General features: G+C 36.0%; 20 protein-coding genes. 4 read left to right on the forward strand and 16 right to left on the reverse strand.

Translation table 11 applies throughout. The features are described 5' to 3' along the window. Nucleotides 1-10: 10 nt before the first annotated feature. Complete coding sequence (gene pepF / locus AC1RO3_RS06155; protein WP_481761748.1) at nucleotides 11-1819, forward strand: oligoendopeptidase F; 1809 nt, start codon at nucleotides 11-13, stop codon at nucleotides 1817-1819. 46 nt (nucleotides 1820-1865) lie between these two features. On the opposite strand, the gene AC1RO3_RS06160 is transcribed toward pepF, so the two are convergent. From AC1RO3_RS06160 to AC1RO3_RS06195, 8 genes are all read right to left on the reverse strand, one after another. Continuing rightward, entirely contained in the window at nucleotides 1866-4301 is a 2436-nt protein-coding gene (locus tag AC1RO3_RS06160; RefSeq protein ID WP_481761749.1) for a hypothetical protein, read from the reverse strand. Between the two features lie 213 nt (nucleotides 4302-4514). After that, complete coding sequence (locus tag AC1RO3_RS06165; protein WP_481761750.1) at nucleotides 4515-5117, reverse strand: pentapeptide repeat-containing protein; 603 nt, start codon at nucleotides 5115-5117, stop codon at nucleotides 4515-4517. Between the two features lie 134 nt (nucleotides 5118-5251). Beyond that, the gene (locus AC1RO3_RS06170) at nucleotides 5252-5593 is read right to left on the reverse strand and encodes an LPXTG cell wall anchor domain-containing protein (RefSeq protein ID WP_481761751.1); all 342 of its coding nucleotides are present in this window, start codon (nucleotides 5591-5593) and stop codon (nucleotides 5252-5254) included. 93 nt (nucleotides 5594-5686) lie between these two features. After that, nucleotides 5687-6358, reverse strand: coding sequence for a WxL domain-containing protein (locus AC1RO3_RS06175; RefSeq protein WP_481761752.1), 672 nt, complete (start codon nucleotides 6356-6358; stop codon nucleotides 5687-5689). A 41-nt stretch (nucleotides 6359-6399) separates the two neighbouring features. Continuing rightward, complete coding sequence (locus AC1RO3_RS06180; protein ID WP_481761753.1) at nucleotides 6400-7077, reverse strand: WxL domain-containing protein; 678 nt, start codon at nucleotides 7075-7077, stop codon at nucleotides 6400-6402. A 30-nt stretch (nucleotides 7078-7107) separates the two neighbouring features. Further along, nucleotides 7108-7824 carry a WxL domain-containing protein gene (locus AC1RO3_RS06185; protein WP_481761754.1) on the reverse strand — a complete coding sequence of 239 codons (717 nt, stop codon included), beginning with the start codon at nucleotides 7822-7824 and terminating at the stop codon, nucleotides 7108-7110. A 49-nt stretch (nucleotides 7825-7873) separates the two neighbouring features. After that, nucleotides 7874-8503: a WxL domain-containing protein gene (locus tag AC1RO3_RS06190; protein ID WP_481762650.1), complete on the reverse strand. Its 630-nt coding sequence runs from the start codon at nucleotides 8501-8503 to the stop codon at nucleotides 7874-7876. A gap of 203 nt (nucleotides 8504-8706) precedes the next feature. After that, complete coding sequence (locus AC1RO3_RS06195) at nucleotides 8707-10263, reverse strand: hypothetical protein (RefSeq protein WP_481761756.1); 1557 nt, start codon at nucleotides 10261-10263, stop codon at nucleotides 8707-8709. A 256-nt stretch (nucleotides 10264-10519) separates the two neighbouring features. Here AC1RO3_RS06195 and AC1RO3_RS06200 point away from each other — a divergent pair, with 256 nt between their 5' ends. Beyond that, complete coding sequence (locus tag AC1RO3_RS06200) at nucleotides 10520-11959, forward strand: amino acid permease (protein ID WP_481761757.1); 1440 nt, start codon at nucleotides 10520-10522, stop codon at nucleotides 11957-11959. A 140-nt stretch (nucleotides 11960-12099) separates the two neighbouring features. Continuing rightward, nucleotides 12100-12933, forward strand: a complete 834-nt coding sequence (locus AC1RO3_RS06205) for an undecaprenyl-diphosphate phosphatase (protein ID WP_481761758.1) — start codon at nucleotides 12100-12102, stop codon at nucleotides 12931-12933. Nucleotides 12934-12968: 35 nt separating this feature from the next. On the opposite strand, the gene AC1RO3_RS06210 is transcribed toward AC1RO3_RS06205, so the two are convergent. The 6 genes from AC1RO3_RS06210 to AC1RO3_RS06235 form a co-directional block, all read right to left on the reverse strand. Next, nucleotides 12969-13682: a hypothetical protein gene (locus AC1RO3_RS06210; protein ID WP_481761759.1), complete on the reverse strand. Its 714-nt coding sequence runs from the start codon at nucleotides 13680-13682 to the stop codon at nucleotides 12969-12971. Nucleotides 13683-13797: 115 nt separating this feature from the next. Then, nucleotides 13798-15897: an L-type lectin-domain containing protein gene (locus tag AC1RO3_RS06215; RefSeq protein WP_481761760.1), complete on the reverse strand. Its 2100-nt coding sequence runs from the start codon at nucleotides 15895-15897 to the stop codon at nucleotides 13798-13800. A 51-nt stretch (nucleotides 15898-15948) separates the two neighbouring features. Then, the gene (locus AC1RO3_RS06220; RefSeq protein ID WP_481761761.1) at nucleotides 15949-18372 is read right to left on the reverse strand and encodes a hypothetical protein; all 2424 of its coding nucleotides are present in this window, start codon (nucleotides 18370-18372) and stop codon (nucleotides 15949-15951) included. Between the two features lie 137 nt (nucleotides 18373-18509). Beyond that, entirely contained in the window at nucleotides 18510-19439 is a 930-nt protein-coding gene (locus tag AC1RO3_RS06225) for an alpha/beta hydrolase (RefSeq protein WP_481761762.1), read from the reverse strand. Nucleotides 19440-19570: 131 nt separating this feature from the next. Next, nucleotides 19571-20323 (reverse strand): DUF4811 domain-containing protein, encoded by a 753-nt coding sequence (locus AC1RO3_RS06230; RefSeq protein WP_481761763.1) that lies wholly within the window; start codon nucleotides 20321-20323, stop codon nucleotides 19571-19573. Continuing rightward, nucleotides 20323-21783 carry an MDR family MFS transporter gene (locus tag AC1RO3_RS06235; RefSeq protein ID WP_481761764.1) on the reverse strand — a complete coding sequence of 487 codons (1461 nt, stop codon included), beginning with the start codon at nucleotides 21781-21783 and terminating at the stop codon, nucleotides 20323-20325. The genes AC1RO3_RS06230 and AC1RO3_RS06235 overlap by 1 nt, the downstream gene beginning before the upstream one ends. 172 nt (nucleotides 21784-21955) lie before the next feature. On the opposite strand from AC1RO3_RS06235, the gene AC1RO3_RS06240 reads away from it, so the two are divergent. After that, the gene (locus AC1RO3_RS06240; protein WP_481761805.1) at nucleotides 21956-22411 is read left to right on the forward strand and encodes a MerR family transcriptional regulator; all 456 of its coding nucleotides are present in this window, start codon (nucleotides 21956-21958) and stop codon (nucleotides 22409-22411) included. Between the two features lie 56 nt (nucleotides 22412-22467). Here the strand turns inward: AC1RO3_RS06240 and AC1RO3_RS06245 are convergent, their stop codons facing one another. After that, on the reverse strand, nucleotides 22468-22671 hold the full coding sequence (locus tag AC1RO3_RS06245; RefSeq protein ID WP_481761765.1) for a hypothetical protein: 204 nt from the start codon (nucleotides 22669-22671) through the stop codon (nucleotides 22468-22470). Beyond that, on the reverse strand, nucleotides 22649-22879 hold the full coding sequence (locus AC1RO3_RS06250) for a helix-turn-helix domain-containing protein (RefSeq protein ID WP_481761766.1): 231 nt from the start codon (nucleotides 22877-22879) through the stop codon (nucleotides 22649-22651). Before AC1RO3_RS06250 ends, AC1RO3_RS06245 begins: the two co-directional genes overlap by 23 nt. Nucleotides 22880-23022 lie beyond the last annotated feature (143 nt).

Raw genomic sequence — 23022 nt, forward strand, 5'->3', positions numbered from 1 at the left:
GGTTACGATTATGACAAAAACTCACCAACTAGTTAATAGAAATGAAGTACCTGAAGCACTAACATGGGATTTAACAGCCATTTATCCAAATGATCTTGCATTCCAGACGGATATCGATTTAGTTCGTGACCTCGTTCAAACCTTTGTTTCTACTTACCATAGCCATTTAGGAGAACTAGCTCCAATTAGTACCGCCTTCAATGACTTGGAAGATATTTACACTCGCTTATCACATATTGAACATTATGCATTTTTACAGCAAGCAGTTGATATTACTGATGCAACAGCCAATCAGTTAATGCGCGATTTTGAAGCACTTTCTGCCGAAATTACGACAAAACTGGTTTTCTTTGATATTGAATTACTAGAAAATCCAGTTAAATTATTGGACGACGTTGTTGCAACAAATCCAAAATTAAAAGCTTATATTCGTCAATTAAAGAAACAAAAAGAATTCCAGTTAAGTCCTGAGGTTGAACAAGTCCTTGCGACCTTCCAACCTAATTTTTCTGCACCAGAATCAGTTTACGGTCAAACTCGAGCAGCTGATATGGACTTTTCTGATTTTGAAGTAAATGGTGTGACATATCCAATGTCATTTGTTTTATATGAAAATACGTACCAATACAATCCAGACGCAGCTATTCGTCATGCAGCATTTAAAAGCTTCTCAACAACATTAAATCATTATAAGCATACAATTGCGGCTAACTATTATAATCAAGTATCTATGGAGAAAAGAATTGCTACTTTACGTGGCTATCATTCAGTTTTTGATTACTTATTAGCAGAACAAGAAGTTGACCGTTCATTATTCAATCGTCAAATTGATACAATCATGACTAAATTAGCACCTGTTATGCAAAAATACGCTGCACATGTCAAAGAAGTTCGCGGTTTAGATAAAATGACCTTTGCTGATTTACAAATCGATTTAGATCCTGATTTCGCACCAGAAGTTTCAATTGAAGAAGCTAAGAAATATGTCAACGATGCAGTTGCGCCACTTGGATCTGACTATCAAGCCATGGTTGCTCGTTCATTCCCAGAACGTTGGGTTGATTTTCCACAAAATATTGGTAAGGAAACGGGTGGCTTTGAAACAACTCCTTATGGCAAACATCCTTATATTTTAATGTCATGGACGAACGAATTAGCCGATGTCTATACTTTAATTCATGAGCTCGGTCATGCAGGGCAAGCCATTTTAACACAGGATAACCAATCAATTTTGGGTAGTGAACCTTCTACTTATTTGGTTGAAGCGCCTTCTACATTCAATGAACTATTACTAACAAGTTCAATTGAAAATCAATCAAGTGAACCTCGCTTAAAACGTTTTGCTTATTCAAAAATGTTAACGAATACTTATTTCCATAACTTTGTGACCCATTTACTTGAAGCAGCTTACCAACGTGAAGTTTATCAACTCATTGACGCTGGACAAGGATTTGATGGTGATCAATTAAGTGAAATTAAACGTCATGTCCTTGAAGCATTCTGGGGACCAGATGTTGAAATAAATGACGGTGCTGAACTAACTTGGATGCGCCAATCACACTATTACATGGGCCTCTATTCATACACATATTCAGCAGGTCTTGCCATTTCAACACAAGCACACTTGAACTTATTGAAAGATCCAGAAAATACGACAGAAGCTTGGCTTGCCTTCTTAAAATTAGGTGGCGAATTAGCCCCAATTGAAGCAGCTAAAGTTGCAGGCGTTGATATCACTACGGATGAACCTCTCAATCAAACAATTCAATTTTTAGATGATACCGTGAATAAAATCATTGCTTTAACGAAAGAAATTTAAAAATAAAGGAGAGACACTAAAAAGTTTAGTGTCTCTCCTTTATTTTTTATGCAGGTGGTGTGTTACTTAATACCCATTTTACCTGGGCTGTATATGAACCGCGATGGATTTCACTTGGATCTGCTTTAACCAAAACACCCGCATCTTTGTCCCATGGTACGGTTGTCGTTTTTGTCGTTGATGTTCCTGACAAAATTTCAAGACTTGCCGAACCTAAAACTTGAGCCTTATCTCCGGCTGTTGCTCGATACACAATCGCATCTTTAATTGTATTACTATCTGAAGTAAGATCACTTGCTGAAACTGACAACTGCCAAGTCCCAGGTAATGATGTTTCTAATGCTACAGAAAAATCAGTTTGACGAGGTAATATTGTCGTTTTTCCTGGAATTTTAGTTGTCCCAAAATTTAAACTACCGTTAGTTGTTAGTCCCATTTTACCTGAAACAACGACAGTAATAGTTTTCACGTCAGATTTATTACCGTCTGTATCGACAGCATAAACAGTTAAAACATGACTACCAATTGCTAAGTTATCTGGTAATTTGTAAGTTCCAGAATGGTCCTGACCAGCTTTTACGTTATCATATGTTTCCATTAAAACAGGTGCATTTGACCCTTCTTGATAGTACGTTTTAATGGTTGCACTATCATCAGACTCATGGTAACTCAAAGAATAAGGCGCATTCACTGTTGTACCACTATCATCTAAAGTAAACGTTGGTTTATTAGAGTTCACAATAATATCAGCCGTATATGACGTTGTTTGGTTCCCATATTGATCAGTTGCCATCACAGTATATGGGTTTTTACCAACCTTTAATTGACTACTTGGAACGCTAACACTAAATTTACCGTCTGTTCCGACGTTAGCTGATACTGAGTAACTACCATTGACTTTAATTGCTGCAGTTGTCGTTCCTGCTGGGAAAGTTCCCCCAAGACTTGAAACTACTGTTCCGGCAATAGTTGCTGCTTCATTTTGATTAACCTTGATGTCATTAATTCCTGATATCGTTAATGTTCGTGTGCCTCCAATTGTGAATTTGGCTGCATTTGATTGGATAACCGCATTAGATCCAGAAAATTCACTTACTGGACTATTAACAACTGTATCGGCTGCAACTTTGTCAGCAGTTCCTGTAAGTGTTACTTTTGCACTTGAATACTTAGCTGTTGATAAATCATTCTTAAGGACCTTAACAATTGCCCCATTTGACATCTTTGTTAAATCAATGGTTTCTGAGTCCGTTGCTGCCCCTGAATAAGTAATTGTTCCCGTTTTTAACGTCACATTATTGGGAACCTTCAAGCCAGCACTAATTGTTTTCCAATCTTGTTTACCACCTAAATATTTTAAATTTGTTACAAAATCTAATGAATCTCCAGAGTGTACTAGACCATCATTAGTAACATCTTTATTTTTTTGAGTTGTATCTGTTACTGTCTGAGTTGCAGTTGCATCAACTAAACCTGGAACTTTTTCAAACATTATCAAGTTAGTTTCATAACTACCACCCGTTGATCCAGTAAATCCCCAACGAACTGCGCCATTCGAATTGAATTTAGCCTTATCAATTGACACAGTCGCGCTCTTACCTGTTGTCATAACATTTGTTTTTGGATTTTTATCATCAATTGTGTAAGTCATAGAGCCTGTTGTACTCGTTCCAGCAGAATATTTCAACGTCAAATGATGCCATAACGCGTTAGATAGATTTGCTCCGTAATCAATTAACCCAAGGTGATTTTGATAGTAAAAATAGGCGGTGTGTATTGGAAAAAAACCCGAGTCTTTACTATCCCGTGTATAACTATTAGTATCTGCAGGATAACCACTAGCTATGTGATTACCTGTGACAGCAGTATAATCAAAGCTATTCCCGGAAGTTTGACCCCCATTATTAAAGGTATCGAACTCTAACGCCCAACTGTTTTGTATCCCTGTTTTAACTAGTTTCGAAACATCACTATAACCTGATGTTGTTCCAAAAATACCCTCAGGTAGTATATCATTAGCCCAAACACCTAATGTTTCACCACTACCAGTTGAAATAGCTGCATTTCCTTTAGCATCATTTTGTAATACTAATGCCATACCATCTCCGGCTGCAGCGCCTCCATTACCAAGATATACCCACATTGACGCTGTTGAATCTTTGTTCAAATCGAATGTATTACCATCAGTTGACCAAACAGCTGCCTTTTGATCTTTATTATCAGTAATTGTTACGACCGATTTTGTAGCAGCATTTGCATCCGTTGTTATGACATTTCCAGACGTTAAATTAACTGTTTTACTAACTTCAGATACACCAGCCCCAGTTCCGCGTTGAAATATACCATTCAAAGTGATCCCACTTGGCGCGGTCTGTATTGCATAATTATAATCTGTTTCTGCCGACACACTTGAAAAAGTAGCTAAGAAAGTCGCCGCTAAAACAAACACTAATAAATTTATTTTTTTATGATTAATCCCCATAACCCGCACCCCATTCTCTATCTTTATTACTTATAGTATACGCTTAAATAGAATTAATATTATCCATAAATTTCTTATAAACGCTCATTATTTGATGGTTTTAGGGTCCTTTTCAGGTAATAGTTATTTAATCCTGTATGCCAATTGGTATACCAGTATTCGTCAGCTATAATGTATCATTAAATAAAAAAGTAAGCTTACAATATTGTAAGCTCACTTCAATTTAATACCTAATAAAGCAACTAAAATTGTTGCCTGGTAAGCATTAATCGTTAATCCACGAACCAGCTTAGGATCCAGTATAACTGTTTCAAATTCACTCTCAGAGAAATCCACAGACTTCATGTTGGTCTCAATAAAATCGCAACCTTCAATATTACTTTCAGGGAATGTTAATTTCTTCTTGATTTCAACCGCTTGAAAACTGGTTTCTTTTAAATCACAACGTCTAAATTCAACTTCTTGGAAATTAGCGACACTAAAATTAGAATAGCTTAACTGACAATCTCTAAATGTCGTTTCTTTAAAAACAGTACGATTAGAAAAGTCACACCCCATCATCCGACAGCTTTTAATTTCAGTTCTAAAAAAATAACTTTCATTAAATTCTGCGTTCAAAAACTCACAATGATCAATTACAGTATCTAACCATTCGCTACGCACAAAGTCAGTTTGTTCAAAGGTACAATGATCAAAAGTGACTGAATCAACTCGTACTGTCTCAAAAGAAGCCTCAATCGTACAATTATGGTAAGTTAATCCATATCTAATATCATCAAATGAAATGGTTTGTCCTTCAACAACTTGATTATCCAAAATAATTCACTCCTAAATGTTTACTTAAAACGCTATTTATAAATTTTAACATATTTATTCACAAATACTTAAGACCTTTTTTAGTTAGAAGATAATAAAAAAGATAAATCAGATTATTCTGATTTATCTTTTCTTTAACCTTTATTTTCTTTTTTATCCTTTTTAATAAAGAATAATAGTAGTGCTCCTAATATTAGAACGAATCCTACTAAGACAACCATCACAGATTTTTCTTCATTTGTCTGTGGTAAAATACCACCTACAGATGATACTGAGCCTTTTATGTCTTTTTCAGGATTAACAGTCGTTTTTCTTTCAGGTACACTAGTTGGTTGTGTCACTTTGGTATTCTCTTTAAAACCGATAGTCACATTCGTAGAACCGGCTTCGGTTGTTGCCGCACTAACCATTTGATTAGTATTCAGCATGACAACTCCCAAAAGTAACATTGCTATAATCATAATCTTTTTCTTCATGAGACTAACCTCCCCCAAGGAATACTTTAAAGATTCTTGTTAAAAAGCATTATATAGTGATTGCCACCATATAATGCTTTTTAAACAACTTATTTAAGCAGGTACGTCAGAAAGTGTCCAGTTCATTTTTGTTGAGTAAGCTTCTGCTTTAGCAACACCAGCAGGGACAGTTAATGAAATGTCTCCAGCTGCAAGTGTATCAACAGTAACACCACTACCAGTATCTTTAACAGCATTTAAAGCAACGCCAGCTGTTGTTAAATCTGTAACAGCATTTGAAACAGCTGTAGTTGTTCCAGTTGTTGCTTCAGCAACAACTACTTTACCTTTGCCTGTTGAAAGAACAGCACCAGTTAATTCATCACTACCACTCTTAAATTGGTCAGCTTGAACAGAAAGTGCCCAACCAGCATTTGTTCCACGAACATCCCCAACTTCAATAGCAAGATCTTTTGCTGATTTAACAGTCAATGCTTTTGTAGGAATTTCAATATCTGAACCAAAGTCTACTGTTTTTGTAGCGTAGACAATAGCAAGGTTACCACTATTACCAGTTCCACCACCATCACCAGGATCTGTTGGGTCTGTTGGGTTTGTTGGGTTAACTGGAGGGATTACTTGTCCTTCATCGCCAGCCTTAAACGAAACACTAGCATCAGTTGATGCACCTTGAGCAAGTGTTGCTGCATTTACATGACTTGAAACTGCTAAACCTGCACCTAAAATTGTTGCTGCTAATAATGCACTTGTTAAACCTTTTTTCATAATCTAATCCCCCATAATTCTATCTTTTTTATTGTAAATAATTAAACAGCTGGTGTATCTGATAAAGTCCATGTTAACGTTGAAGCATACGCGATATCTGCTTTAGCAACGCCAGCTGGAATTGTTAATTTAACATTTTCTTTTTTAATGTTATCAACGTTAATACCTGCACCAGCGTCTGCTGTAGCACCAAGAACAACCCCAGAAGTTGTTGTATCAGCAATTGCTGATGACACTGCATGGTTAGCTGTAGAACCATTACCAACTGAAACAGCACCTGCGCCTAAACTAATTGCAGCGCCGCCAAGTTTTTCTGATTCATCAGCGTTAGCTAATTGCTTAGAACTTACTGATAAAGTCCAACCAGCATTTGTTCCACGAACATCACCAACTTCAACTGCAACATCTGTATCAGACGTTAAGTTAACCGTATTTGCCGTAATTTCATTTTCAGTACCAAAACTAATTGCTTTAGTAGCATAGATAATAGCAAGATTACCACTGTTACCAGTATTACCGTTATCCCCAGGTTCTGTTGGTTTTGTTGGATCTGTTGGGTCAACTGGAGGGATAACTTGTCCTTCATCGCCAGCTTTAAATTGAACACCAGTTGTTGTTGTTGCAGGTGTCATATCAGCAGCGTTTACGCTACCTGATACTGCTAAGCCTGCACCTAAGATTGTTGCTGATAATAATGCACTTGTTAATACGTTTTTCATAATTTATTTCCCCCGAATTTGTTATTTAATTTAAACAGCTGGTACGTCTGAAAGACTCCAGTTTAACGTTGTTGCATAAGTATCAGCTTTAGCTGAACCTGCAGGAATTGTCAAAGTCATGTTGTCTGCACGAATCTTATCTGCATTTAAACCAGCACCTTCGCCTGTTTTAGCTGATAAGACAGTTCCACCATCAGTAACCGCTGCAACTGCAGCAGCTGATGCAGGTGTTGGTGTAGCACCGGTACCAATTAAGGTATTATCACCTTTACCTAAAGCTAAGACAGCTCCAGCTAATTCGCCAGACTTTGTACTTTTGAATTGATCTGCTTTAACTGATAATGTCCAACCAGCATCTGTTCCTCGAGTATCGGCAACTTGAAGAGAAATAAAGTTACTACCTTTAAGGTCTTGTTTACTTGCTGAAACAGGTACAGTAGTGCTAACAGAACCAGTTCCATCATCTTTTGGAATCCCAAATGTTACAGCCTTTGTTGCATATACAATTGCTAAAGGACCAGCATGTCCTGTTTCACCGCCACCACCATCACCAGGATCTGTTGGGTCAACTGGGTCTGTTGGGTCAACTGGGTCTGTTGGATCTGTACCTGGTGTAAATGTTACTGAACCGTCAGTTGTTGCACTATCTGGTAAGACAGTATCTGCAGCATTTACGTTACTTGATACTGCTAAACCTGCACCTAAAATTGTTGTTGCTAATAATGAACTTGTTAAACTTTTTTTCATAATATATTTCCCCCAAATTTTTTTAATATTTCACCCGACTCTAACCTAATTAAGCAGGAGCGTCAGTCAATGTCCAAGTTAATGTTGTTGAGTATGCAGCAGCATGTGCTGTACCACCAACAACCCCTAAGTTAATACCCTTTTGTGCATAACTTGTTGTAGTTTCCCCTGCACCTTTGTCAACAGGTGCACTAATTGTTGCACCACCATCTAAGACGTTGCCTGTAGCTGTTGCTGTTACCTCAGGTACGTCACCAATATTATTCGATGCAGTACCATCAGGGAGTGACAATGTAGCACCTTCTAGTTCTACAGATTTAGCTGTAGGATCAGCAACAGTATCTACAACACTCATAAATGGTGTACCACTAACCTTAACGCTCCAACCAACAAATGTTCCACGAAGATCACTAACACTTACATTAATACCACTATTTGAATTTAATGTAGTATTCGCTGCAGAAATTGCTTCTTTACCAAAATCAACTTTACTTGTGACATTTGTAATTGACAATGATGCACTATTAGGATCTGTTGGATCTATTCCGCCAGCTGTAAACGTGGCACTTGCCGTTGTATCTTTTGATGTAGCAGTATCTGCTGCAGATACCTTACTTATTGTTCCGAAACCTAATACCACACCACTAATCATTACTGTTGTTAATAAAGTTTTTTTCATCATTGTTTCCCCCATTTTTCGTATACACTCACTATAGTCGATATTTGACCTAAAAACGGTCAATATTTCATGGTTAAGTGTTTTCTTTTGACAGTCATAATTACTTAATTCTTATTTAGTTATTCTTTTCTATAAAATTATAATACCAAAATTATTTCATTTAAAACGACCAACATTTACGTGTTAGGTGTCATTTTTTGACGTTATTTTACTGGGACACTTGATAATGTCCAATTCAAGTCTGCTTTATAGGCAGTTGCTCTAAGCTTTGATGGATCTGCCTTTAACAAAATACCGGTTCCATCATCGTTAAACTCCTTTCCTGTATCATTTACACCATTACCTGATAAAACGGTTATGCCAGCATCATTAATGATTTGCTCTGTAGCATTGGCATCACTTTTAAAGACCAAAGCATCTGGATCATCAGTTAATCCTGTTGATTTTACAGTCAACACCCAGTTACCGGCATCCACAGCTGAAAGGTCCACATTAAGACCAATTAATGGTGTTAAATTGGTTTTTTCATTTGGTATTTTAATTTTATCTCCATAATTTAAATTATTAATGCTATTAATTTTTAACGTTTTAGTTGGTTTTTTAACATTAAGGATGAATTTTTTAACAGTCGCATTACCTTGATCATCCGTTGTTGTGACGGTTATTGTATGTTGTTTAACCGTCAAGTCGGTCATCTTAATCGTATTAGTATGATCTTTACCTAGCGTTTTACTATTATCGTACTCCTCCTTATATTGACTGGTGTGTGCTACATCACCATAAGAATCTGTAATTTGAGTTGTTAAGGTCGTTGCATGATCACTATTCACCGTGTAGCTCACTGGGTACTCAGTACTTGCGACATCAACTACTGGGATATCCGTATTAGTCGTACTGTCTAATTTATCGCCTGCAATTGCATCTACTTTAATCTTAGGATTTGGTATGGTTACAATGATAGTTCCCTTAGTTGGAAAACTAGTTCCCCCACCTATTACTCTTGTAGCTGTAAGCTCAACTTTATTTTCCCCAATTGCTAGATCAGAATTTTTAATTGTAACTGGTGCTTGCATGAGTGTTTCTATTGGATCATACGATGTTGGATGAAAAGGTGCGTAAATTGTTGCCGTACTATCTGGTTTGGTTACTTGCACATTGAATACGTAGTTATCTAAAGATACGGCAGGATAGTACCCAGGTGATCCTTCTGGTGTTCCTGAGCCATCAACGCTATTTCCATTACCCGCATCATCCTGACTATAAAATAGGTCAGCTAACGCTGCATCTGCAGGCATTATTGTTGATTCTTTGCTAAGTACATCGTCAATGCTAATCGTTTTTTTACTTCCACCCAGAAACATCCCTACAATCTCTGCATTTTTATAATCATCAAATAACGTACGTGTTGTGCTACTTTGTTTTTTAGCCTGTTCTACTTGTTTCTTTTCGTCTTTTTGACTATCTAGTTTTTCACTAGATAGTGTAGACGACGCTGATTCTGAACTTGTTGCATTTGTCGTATCAACTTCTGAATCTATTTTTTCATCAGATACACTACTACTTGAGCTACTAGAATCTGCCTTATTTGATTCTGTTGATTCACTTAATACATTTTCTAAAGTTTGCTCTTTTATAGTCGCAATACTTGAACTAGTTGCTTCTTCTTGTTCACTTGCTGATATAGTTTCATTCAACGCTGTTCCCCCGAACAACATCATCGCACACAAACTACCTATCACAATTCTATTTTTTGGTTTCATAATAATCCCCCAGGATTCTCTTTTTAGTTTATGTCGTTAACCAATTACCGTTATAATATCATCTATATTCGGTAGACAACATTCAACATTTGCGACCTAGATGTGTTTTTTTGACATTTTAATCATAATTATATTTACTTCTTATAGTATGTATCACAAAATTTGATTGTACTTTATTTCATTTTTCTTTATACTTAACCATAGCTATCACTGCACCAGTATCATAAAATATTTTATCCATATGGAGGCTATTATTTTGCTAGAATCAGAAAAAACATTACGTTGGTATAACGTTGCTTTAATTGCATTCGTTTCCGTTTGGGGACTTGCAAATGTCTTTAACAACTTTGCTAACCAAGGACTCACTGTTATTACATCTTGGATTTTAATCATGATTTTTTACTTTGTTCCTTATACTTTAATTGTTGGTCAATTAGGCTCAACATTTAAAGATGCCAGCGGTGGTGTGTCTTCATGGGTGAAAGAAACTTCAACCAAGAGACTTGCCTACTATGCAGCTTGGACTTATTGGGTCGTACATATTCCTTACCTAGCACAAAAACCACAAGGTATTTTAATTGCCTTTAGTTGGTTATTCAAAGGTAACGGAAATTTCGTTAATGAAACTTCTGCTATGACCGTTTCACTTATGGGCTTAGTCATTTTCATTTTCTTCTTATGGATTGCCTCAAAGGGACTTGCTACTTTAAGTCGAATTGGTAGTGTTGCCGGAACAGCAATGTTCGTTATGTCATTATTATTCATCTTGTTGGCAGTTTCAGCGCCATTCATGACGCATGCTAAAATTCAAACACCTGATATGGGTGCCATTAAATCATATCTACCTAACTTTAACTTCGCCTACTTCACAACGATTTCAATGTTAGTTTTCGCTGTTGGTGGTGCTGAAAAGATTTCTCCCTATGTTAATAAAACAAAAAACTCAGCTAAAGAATTTCCAAAAGGAATGTTAGCATTGGCCGCAATGGTTGCCATCTGTGCTATTTTAGGTTCGTTCGCTATGGGATTCTTATTTAACGGAACTAACATCCCTGATGATTTAATCACAAATGGTCCTTACGAAGGTTTCTTACGTCTTGGTAGTTTCTATCACGTAGGTAATTTATTCATGATTCTATACGCAATTGCCAATGCGATGGCTCAAATTTCAGCGCTTGCTTTCTCAATTGATGCACCATTAAAAATTCTTTTAGGTGATGCTGATCCAAACTTCATTCCTAAAAGCTTGTCAAAACTTAATAAAAAAGGAACTCCCGTTAATGGTTATGCCATGACTGGTGTTTTAGTTAGTATTTTAATTATCATTCCTGCAATCGGGATTGGTAACATGAACGCATTATACAAATGGTTATTGAACCTAAATGCGGTTGTCATGCCTATGCGTTATCTCTGGGTATTCTTCGCTTACATGCTATTAAACAAACAATTGAAGAATTTCAAAGCCGGTTACAAGTTTGTTAAGAATCCTGTCGTTGGTTACATTGTTGGTGCTTGGTGTTTCTTATTCACTGCATTCGCTTGTATCCTAGGAGTTGTTCCTAAATTAAACTACTCAGATAGCCCTTCTAACTACTTGTTCCAATTAACACTTAATATTGTCACACCACTTGTCTTAGTTGCATTAGGTTTAATCCTCCCTGCAATTGCACGTCGCGGTAACAAAAAAGCCCTATAAAATTAATCTTAACTAAAATCTTATATTCACAAATAAACCTTATGCCTAAAAGCATAAGGTTTATTTAATTTTATGGTTTTTAATTTTCATATTAGGTATACTAGAGCAGTTAAATAAAATTTTGGAAGGAATCTATTTGTATGAATATTATTGTTATGTTAAAAGTTATTATTTTGGGAGTTGTCGAAGGAATTACAGAATGGCTTCCTATTAGTTCAACGGGACATATGATTTTAGTTGACGAATTTTTACAACTAAAAGAAAATGCTGCTTTCATGGAAATGTTCTTCGTTGTTATCCAACTGGGCGCTATCCTAGCAGTTTGTGTGTTGTATTTCCATAAATTAAATCCTTTTTCTCCAAAAAAATCGCAATTAGAAAAAAGAGATACGTGGTCTCTATGGAGTAAAGTCATTGTAGCTGTACTTCCAGCTGCTGTGATTGGGTTAGTTGCTGATGACTGGTTAAATGCGAAATTATATAATTTCCCAGTTGTTGCCTTAATGTTAATTATTTATGGTGTTTTATTCATTATTATTGAAAACAAAAAAGCCGATGCTGTTCCTTCTATTACATCATTCAATCAAGTTACTTACAAAACAGCGTTACTAATCGGTGTTTTCCAAGTTCTTGCTTTAATTCCCGGAACATCACGTTCTGGTGCAACTATTTTAGGTGCCATTTTATTAGGGACTTCTCGATTCATTGCTGCTGAATTTTCATTTTTCTTATCAATTCCAGTTATGTTCGGTGCCAGTCTACTCAAATTAGTTAAATACTTCCATAATGGTTATAGCTTTACCGGTGATCAAACAGCCGTCTTATTACTTGGTTGTGTAGTCGCATTCTTAGTTTCAATTGTTGCAATCAAATTCTTGATGGGTTACATCAAGTCGAAAGATTTCAAACCATTTGGTTGGTACCGTATTATTTTAGGTGCCTTGCTACTCGTTTACTATTTCTTCATTAAATAATTAGACAAAAAAACGCCGATAATATCGGCGTTTTTTTATTTAGTTTTCTTGGCTGGTGCTTTTTTCTTAGTAGTTACTTTCTTTACAGCCGGTTTCTTTTTAGCGGGTACCTTTTTGGCCACGGGCTTTTTCTTGGCTGCCGCCTTTACAGTTGTCGTTTTTTTCTTTGTTGTCGCTTTTTTTGTAGCCGTCGTCTTTTTAACTGCTGGTTTCTTTTTAACAGCTGGTTTTTTCTTAGCTGGAGCTTTCTTTTTCTTTTCAACGACAACTGGTTCTTTTTCTTCAATAATAGGTGGATTTTCAAGGAAAGCTATCTTTTCAGCAATCATAGTTGTGCTTGTCATATTATGATCACTGGGGTTTTCTAAATAATTAGTCACAGATGTAATTTCATCGATTCTTAATTTAGATGCGTTCAGAATTGGTGACTCAACAATCAGATAGACATTAACTTCTGCTTCATCTGTTACTTCATTAAAGAAGCTGGGTAACTTTTTATAATATTTGTATGGTAAATTAAGGATATTTGCTTCAAGTGTAAAAATTGCGGTACCTTCAGGATATTCAATCATCAATTGAACTTCTACAAGCTTACCATCCCGTACATTGTTTTCTAAATCAGCATAACACTTAGCGAATAATTCTGGTACACCAATCGCTTGGACATCTTCTGGTGTGGCAGTATAAAAAATCTTTGTGTACGCCTCTAACTCAATAGCGGACATGAATTGTTCAACGGTCATTTTCATTAGTTATCTATCCTCCGTATTCTCTCTACATAGTCCATAATATCCTAGATGGCAATAATTGCAAAACATAAATAAAAAAAGGATAACTTTTGTTATCCTTTTTCACTAATACTACTTATTTAGTTGGTACATTACTCAAATTCCATTGCACTGAAGCATCATATTCTTCACTTCTAACCTCGCTAGGTTTAACACGCAATAGAATTCCCGTATCTTTTGCCCACGTTTTAGTTATCTGGTTAGGAGATGAGTTCCCACCCGCAATATCTATCGAATGGTCTTTTAAAGGTGTCCCAATATCTGTCGCTTTTTCTTTGTAAATTAATGCATCTTTTAGCACAGTGCCGCTGGCTCCAACAACATCAGTTCCAGTCAGCTTTAAATTCCATGTACCTGGTACCGATGCAACTACCTGTATACTTAATTCTTCTACAGGGCTATAGGTTGTTTCTTCGTTGGGTATTGGAATATCACTTTGTCCAAAATTTAATGCACCCGTTACCGATGCTATTTCTAAAACACCTGGATCATTAACAGTGATAATTTCTTGACCCGTTACTGAATTACCATATTGATCTTCAACACTTACCGTATAAGTATTTTTTCCAACGTTTAACTTATCTGCAGGCAGCACTTCAGCGTAGTCAATGCTACCCAACTTATTGAATAGCATTGATTTATCACTAAAGGCTTTACCATTCAGCATCGTTGTTATCGTAACGTTATCATTTTCCATTAGTGTATCTGTTTTAACGTTACTCGTAACTTTAATCGACTGACCACTATCAATTGTTTTATCAAGCAATCCTGAAAGTGTCATCTTCTGCTTTAATGCCTTAATGGTAAACGTAGCTAGCTGAGATCTTACTATCGTATTTTGACCATTAAATGTACTAATTGGACTTGTTACTTTGGTATCTGTAGCAACAATTTTAGCTGTCCCATTCATACTGATCGTTGCTGTATCATTACTTTTTGATAAGTTTTTATTTAGACTTGATGTAATGACACCATCTTTAGTTGTTGTATCAAATGTTTGCGTTGTTCCATCGGCGTATTTAATGATACCTTCTTTGTCTAACGTCACAGCATTAGGCGTTTTTAACGAAGCAACGATTTTTTTCCAATCTTGCTTTCCATCATTGTATTTCAAAGTTGTTTGAAGATTAAGTTTATCCCCGCTGTTAGCAATTCCTGATGCGGTAATGTCCTTATTGTTCTGGGTAGTATCTGTCACTTTTTGCGTCGCCGTAACAGAAACTAAATCAGATATTTCTTCAAACATCACTAAATTTGTTTCCCAGTTACCGCCTGTTGCGCCCGTAAATCCCCAAGTCACTTGACCATCAGTGCTCGCAAATTTACTTTTATCAATTGGAACTGTCTTTGCAAGACCACCACCTAATACATCACCCGTACCGGGGACTTTATCTCCAATAGTATAGGTCATTGAGCCGGCAGTTGTAGACGTTGATTTATAATCAATTGACACATGCCACCATCTTCCATTAGATAAGTCAGCGACAGCAAGTAGTCCATCATGAGTTAATTTATTATACTTACTTAAAAAACCATTTTGTTCATAAGTAGCCCTTTGATTAGGATAATTGCTTGCCAGATGATTGTCTTGGATAGTGTTTAAATTATCAAATCCGTTACCCTTGCTTGCCTCACTATTTTTATGTGTATCAAATTCTAACGCCCATGAATTTTTAATAGCTGTTCCTGCAACGGTAGATTCTGATCCACCTTTATCAACACCCCAAACACCTAATGATTCGCCTCCACCAGAAATAGCACTGAGACCACGGCTATCATTTTGTAAAACAAAAGCCATCCCATCACCAGAATTAGCACCCTGATTACCGAAATACATCCACATTGACATTTTATTATTTTTATTAAGATTAAATTTATTGTTTGCTGTAGACCAGGCAGATCCCACTTGGTTAGTTGCATCCGTAATTTTTATAATTGATTTATCTGCGTTATCTGCTGTTTCAGAAACAACATTACCACTAGCATCGAATGTTACAATTTTTGCATTATTTTGTGTTCCTGTTGTTCCAGGTGTCAAAAGTCCATTTGATACTAATGCGTCTGGTGCCGATGCCACTGCGTTAGAATAATCATCAGCATTAACACCTGTAGAGCTAAGCCCTAATGTCACTAACACACCTGTAAAAAGTACAGCTTTCAGCCGTAATATTGTCATAATCCTATCTCCCCCCGGACATTTGAATTTAACCGACAATTAAGTTTATTATTAATTATTTGGTACATTCGTTAGCGTCCAATCTAATTCAGAACTATAGGTTTCAGCTACTTTAATTTCACTTGGTTCAACATCCAATACAATTCCAGAATCTGCTGACCAACTTTTTTCAACCGTAGTTGCTTGACCTACTCCTGTAGACACTATTGTACCATACGTTGGAGAAAGCGGTAACGTGTTTTCCTGATTTGAATTACGAAACCCAATAGTTGAATGCTTTAAAGTACTTTTATCACTTGCTGCAGTTAGTGGTCCTGCAGTCACAGACAATGTCCAGTTTTTAGCTGCTGACGTTTCTAACTTAAGCATATAGCTTGAAGCACGGTTTAAAATACTTCTTTTCGCTGGTATTTTATTATTAAAATTAATTGAATCATCTGATGAAATACTCAACAATCCTACGACAACAGAGATTGTTTGGTTATTAGAAATGTTTCCTTCAGAATCAACCGAATAAATAGTTAACTCGTGCGTTCCAATGGCAAACTTAGTTGTATCTAGTGCTACACTATGATCTTGTGTCGAACCTGGTTTAGTATTTGTATATTTTTCTAATTCAACAGGTGTTCCAGTACTTCCTTCTTTATAGTACGTTGTTAACGCTGCACTATTATCAGCTACTTGGAAAATCAATGTATATGGCGCTACAACGGTTCCTTTATTATCATTTAAAGTTAAAACGGGTTTAATATTAATTTTTTGTGTATATTTTTGCGTCGTATTACCATCTGGATCTGTTACTTGAACATTATAAGAATATTCGCCAGTGGTTAGTTTGTCCTTTGGAATCGTTACGTTAAATGTACCATCCGTTGCGACATCACCCTTAATAGGTGTTGTATCCTCATTAAGTGTCACACTGGCCGTTGTTCCTTTAGCAAAAGTTCCACCTAAACTAGATTTTACCGTTCCACTAATCGTCGCATCCGTTCCATAATTAATATCAATATCTTTAAGGCCATCAATCGTTAAGGCTGTTTTTGGTGATGCTTTAATCGTATAGCTAATAGGATTAGAATCAATCATTGCATTGCTTCCGATGAATTGACCTGCTGAAACAGTCACTGGTGTATCCACTTCAACTGGCATTACTTCACCGATAAATGAAATATGTGAACTTTGTCCAGGTGTAGATAATTCAGGTATTTGCGCGCCGGATAACCCAGCAGGGTCACTTCCATAGATATTACTAGGAAATTTTCCTGTACCAAAATCGTTAGGTATTTCATACCCAGTCCATTTTATATTATTAGCCGGGTATTTTAAATATCCACCTATGCCTGTCCACGATTGTTTTCCACTATCGTAAGTTACGGTAGTGTTGAATTTTACTTTATCTCCAGCTTTTACTTCTCCATTAGCCGAGACATCCTTGTTATTTTGTGTAATATCCGTCATAGTTTGTACCGCAGTCGCATTAACAAGACCTGGTACAGTTTCAAACATAACTAAGTTATTTTCAAAAGAGTCACCCGTTGACCCTGTAAATCCCCAACGGATTTTACCCGTTGTAGAATTAAATTTCGATTTATCAATTGGAACACTTGCCGTCTGCCCTGTCTGACTTGTATCTTCAGTAGGATCCAAGTCTTCTGTTCCTGAAATTGGTTTTTTATCATCAATCGTATATGTCATTGACCCAGCACTCGCACTCACTGATTTATAATCAATTGTCACATGATGCCATGCCCGATTTGATAAGAACCCATTATAATTAATAAGGCCTAAATGATTTAGTTTAACTGAAGAAGAGATTGTATGATTATCCGTGTATGTTGCCTCAACAGCTGGATACCCACTACCAATATGGTTAGGTGCTAAACTAGGATCTAAATCAAATCCGTTTCCTGAACTATTACCATTATTCAAATGAGTATCAAATTCTAGCGCCCAACTATTTTGAATAGCGCCTCTAGCAGTATTATTGGGGGATCCCGTACCCACTGAATCGTCTCCCCAAACACCTAACGTTTCACCTGCTTTAGTTGCAATAGCAGCATTTCCTTTTGCATCATTTTGAAAAACAAGTGCCATCCCATCCCCAGCAGTATTCGTTTTGCTACCAAAATAAATCCACATAGAAGCTTTACTACTTGTATTAATATCAAATGAATTTTCGTCTGTTGACCAAATTGCTGCTTTTTGATTCTTAGCATCCGTAATTTTAACCATCGTTTTAGCAGCCAGATTAGTCGAATTAGGATCTTTATTGGTATCGGTTAATTCGACCATACCACTAGTTGCTACTACTCCAGCACCAGTACCCGTCTGGAATAAATTTGTCATTAAAATTGCTCGAGGTGCTGATGCTTTTGCAGAATCATAATCCGCATCTGCCTTGATACTTGTTACATTAACTAAAAAGAATAACCCAAAAGTTAGTAGTGTTAATTTTAATTTATTATTAATTTTCATGTTGGCCCCCACCTATTTTCCCCAAAGTTCATCTATAATAACTAATATGATAGCATGATACAGACAAAAAAAAACATCAAAAATAGAGGGTACCCCCACACTTTTTGATGTTATTTAAAAAATAAATGATTTTATTATTAATCTAAATTATCATTCATAAACTTAACGACTTTTTTAGTATATAATTCTGGATCCTTACTGAACGCTTTTCCGTGACCTGCGCCCTTCACAATCCACAATTCCTTCGTACCTGCTGAGGCTTTGTAGTTGTCATAAACCATTGCGCTAGGAACGAAATCATCCTTGTCGCCATGAATGAATAATGTTGGTAATTTATTTTTCTTTAATTGTTTAACAGAGTCAGCTTCTGCAAAAGAGTAGCCCGCACGTAACTGAGTTACCCAACTAGAAGTTGTTATTAATGGTTCTTTTGGTAAATTGAATTGGAGTTTCAATTGATAAGCTAACAAATCTTCAACATTTGTATAACCACAATCTTCAACAATTGCTTTAACTTGAGTTGGTAACTTTTCACCACTCATCATCATGACAGTAGCACCACCCATGCTAACTCCAAACAAGCCAATCTTTTGATCTGTTCCCTTTTCGGCAATTAATTTTTTGGTCCATTTAATGTAATCTAAGCGATCTTTCCATCCGAAACCAATATAATCGCCCTGACTTTTACCTTGGCCTCGATCATCTGGCGCTAAAACGTTATAGCCATTATCATGAAATAATTTTATATATGAAGCCATACTTTCTTTATTTTCCATGTAACCATGTGCCACAACAACTGTTTTTAAAGATTTAGTTGCCGCCGGTACATAGTCAGCAACTAATTTTAAATTTTCACCTGCTGATGTTTCTGTCCAGTTTTCTTTTTTAGTACTGGCCAACCATTTTTTTGCTTCAATTGTTCGCTTTGGTGTTCCTTTTGATGTTCCCGTTAATGTTTTTTCTGTATTTTGAATGGCATAGTGATAGAGATAGAAACTACCCCCTGTAATTGCAACCGCTAATAACACTAAAATACTGACAATCCAAATTATAATTTTCTTTTTCATTCAAAGAAACTCCTTTATCGTTTATGCCATTAACGTATTATAGCATTGTTTATTTTATAATTCACGTTTTAATTTAAAAAAATAACCACATTAGTTGGATAAACTAGTGTGGTTACTAAATAAATAACGGTTTATTTAATTTCTTTAACTTCTTTTAATACGTTTTGCATTACTTTTGCTTTTGTTTGTGCCTTGAAAATTGTTGTTGCTTGTTCTGCAATCTTAGCTTGATCAGCTTTCGAGATTGATGCATCTTTCATCATAGCATTTGTGACAGCTGCTTTAACAAAAGTAGCACCATCCGCAGCAAGTTTAGCTTTTCCTGCCTTTGTATTCATTTTAGCTGCTTCTACTTTAGCAATTTTAGGCATGGCCTTAGCTTGCTTAACCGTTAATGTTGTCCAACTCTTTTTAACGTAGAATGTATGCGTACGTTTTACTAAAGTTTTATCGTTATTAGCGATACCAAACATTAATCGATACCCATTACCTTTATAAGTCCAACGGGTTTCTTTAGTAACTAATTTGTTACTCTTAGCATTTTCAACAATCTTGCTAGTTGTATCGTCTGTCTTAGTTGCCTTTGTTTTCTTTTGTGATGCCGTATTTTTATAAATAACGACTTTTTCAGATCCATCTGTACCGATAGGCTGATATAGTAACATGTCCATCTCTTTAGAACTAGAAGCTAATTGTTCTGTCTTAGTTGTCGTTACTTTTTCCATTCCATAATGTGCACTGTAGTTAGCAACAATTAAGCCACCTGTAAGAATAATACAAAGTGCAAAAATGCCACCTAAAATGTAGCTCAGTACATTATTACGGATGAGGTTCCACGTAAGGAAGAATAAAATAATTGAAAGAATTAATAATAAAATAATCATTATTTATTACCTCCATTTTTTAAAACTTGTTGTTTTGATTTTAAGAAGAATGAAAATCCGAGCCCAACCACACAGAAAACGACTGCGATGATAAAGGCAGCATGATAACCACTTAATGTCGCATCAATAGCTTTTGTTTTGTAATCTAATGGTGCCGATTTAAGCATTGATTTAGCTGGTAATGCAGCTGTTGTTACATTTGTTAGAACGGAAATCATAACCGCTGTTACGATTGAACTTGCGATTTGACGAGCTGTATTATTAACAGCCGTTCCATGACCCATCAAGTTAGCTGGTAATGCATTCATCCCTGATGTTGTTGTTGGCATCATAACCATTGAAATCCCAAACATACGAACTGCATACATAATTGTGATGTATAAAGTTGGCGTATCTTTTGTTAAGAAAACGAATGGAATTGTACCAAGTGTTAATAAGAACATACCACCAGTTGCCAATTTCTTAGCACCATAAATATCGAATAATCGTCCCGTTATCGGACTCATAATCCCCATCATTAAAGCACCAGCCAATAAGGTTAATCCTGACTCAAATGCGCTATCTCCACGTACAATTTGGAGATACATTGGTAGAATCATTTCAACACCGATCATAGCCATGTTAACAATTGAACTTAAAACGGCTGCAATTGTGTATTCTTGGGAAGCAAAAACACGTAATTCCAAGAAAGGATTTTCCATTGTTAATTGACGCCATATGAATAAACCAATAAAAATAACACCCACAACAAGGAAACTAAGTACTGAGGTACTTCCCCAGCCGTTATCTCCAACTGTTGAGAATCCATAAAGTAAGCCACCAAATCCAATTGTTGATAAAATCAATGATAAGACATCAATTTTAGATTTGTGTGTTTTGATGACCGGTTTCATAAACCAGAAAGAAGCCACAAAAACAATTCCTACTAATGGAATAATCATACCAAAAAGATCACGCCATGAAGCATTATCAATAACCCAACCTGAAAGTGTAGGTCCAATTGCAGGAGCTAGTCCGATAACTAAACCGGCAAGTCCCATTGAAGCACCACGTTTTTCGGGTGGGAAAATTGAAAGCATAATCGTTTGTAATAAAGGCATTGTTACCCCAACACCGACTGCTTGAACTAAGCGAGCTGTTAACAATACCCCAAAATTAGGTGCGATAAATGCTAAAACTGTTCCTAATTCAAAGATACCAATAGCACCTATGTATAACCATTTGGTATTTACACGACTACTTAACCATGCACTAACTGGAATTAAAATCCCGTTGACTAACATAAATCCTGTTGTTAACCATTGAACAGTTGACGTTGTTACGTCAAATTCATCCATTAATGTTGGAAATGCAGTTGCTAAAATTGTTTGATTCAAAACCGTACAAAATGTCCCTACTAATAAAATTGCAATTAGCATGGGGCGATTATATGGTTTACCCTTTGCATCTAATCCATCCATACTTAAAACCTTCTTTTTCTTTAATTTATCTTCGAAGACTAATATAAGACTATCTCGCTTTAATGTCAAGTAAGTTGACAAACGTTTTAATATATATATAATCAGTATAGTAAACATCACAATGAGATTGTTAGATAAATTTTTATTTAGGAGGTATATTCGTTTGGCAGATATGGACGATATTGCAAACATTAAAGATTATGCAAAAAGAATGGCCGTTATTATGAAGAATGATACATTTTCAATCGGAATCGGTGAAATTGCCGAAACAACTGGGCTCACTCAGAGTCAAATTCGTTATTGGGAACAAAAAGGCTTTATTGATTCTATTAATACTAATAAAAATCAGAATAGAAAATATTCTTACCATACCTTATCAATTATTCGATTAATTAAATCTTACTTAGACTCTGGATTTACACTTAAAACAGCTGCCGCTAAAGCAAATGCCCATAAAGAAATGGGTAAAATGGTTCGTCAGATATTTACGGATCGTTTCGTTGGCGTGGAAGAAATCGATGGTTTACCCTGTATTAATCTCGGTTTCTTTGATAAAGAAGAAACTCAAACGTTATACATTGTCATTCATGATGACTCAACTGAAATAAAAGTTGTTCCGGTAAAATAAAGAAGCTTTCAATACTTGTTTGTAGACAAGTATTGAAAGCTTCTTTATTATCATATCTATTTTAGACCCATAATCCCCCATGCAATCATGCCAATGAGTGCAAAAATAATCCAGTAATAGCGAGCTAGGAATTCCCACCCATTATTAATCGGTTTATATTGCCACTCACGCCATCTATGATTTTCGTGCCAATCTTTATCTGATTCATCTTCTTCTATAAATCGTTTAATTCTAGTTTTAAACTCTGACGTTTTTTTCACTGGCATCGCCACCAAAAAGTAATATTTCTACAGGGACGTCTAAAATTTTGGCTACCGATTCAATTTTTCCCAAATCAGGTTCAGCTTCTCCTGTTTCCCATTTTGATACAGCTTGTCTTGATACAAACAATTGATTTGCCAATTCTTCTTGTGACATTTTTTTCTCTTTACGTATTTTAACGAGTTGTTCCGCAAATATAATTTTCATCCCTATAACCTTCTTTCCTCTATTTAACATCTCAAATATTAGCATACAGCAAGGGGTGCAACAGGCAACCGCTAGTTGAAAGGGCCGCAACTAAAAATAGCATGCGGCAAATTAAATTTGCAACACACTATTTGTCTAGATTT

This window comes from Dellaglioa sp. CoH-57-MRSF-19, assembly GCF_056781975.1.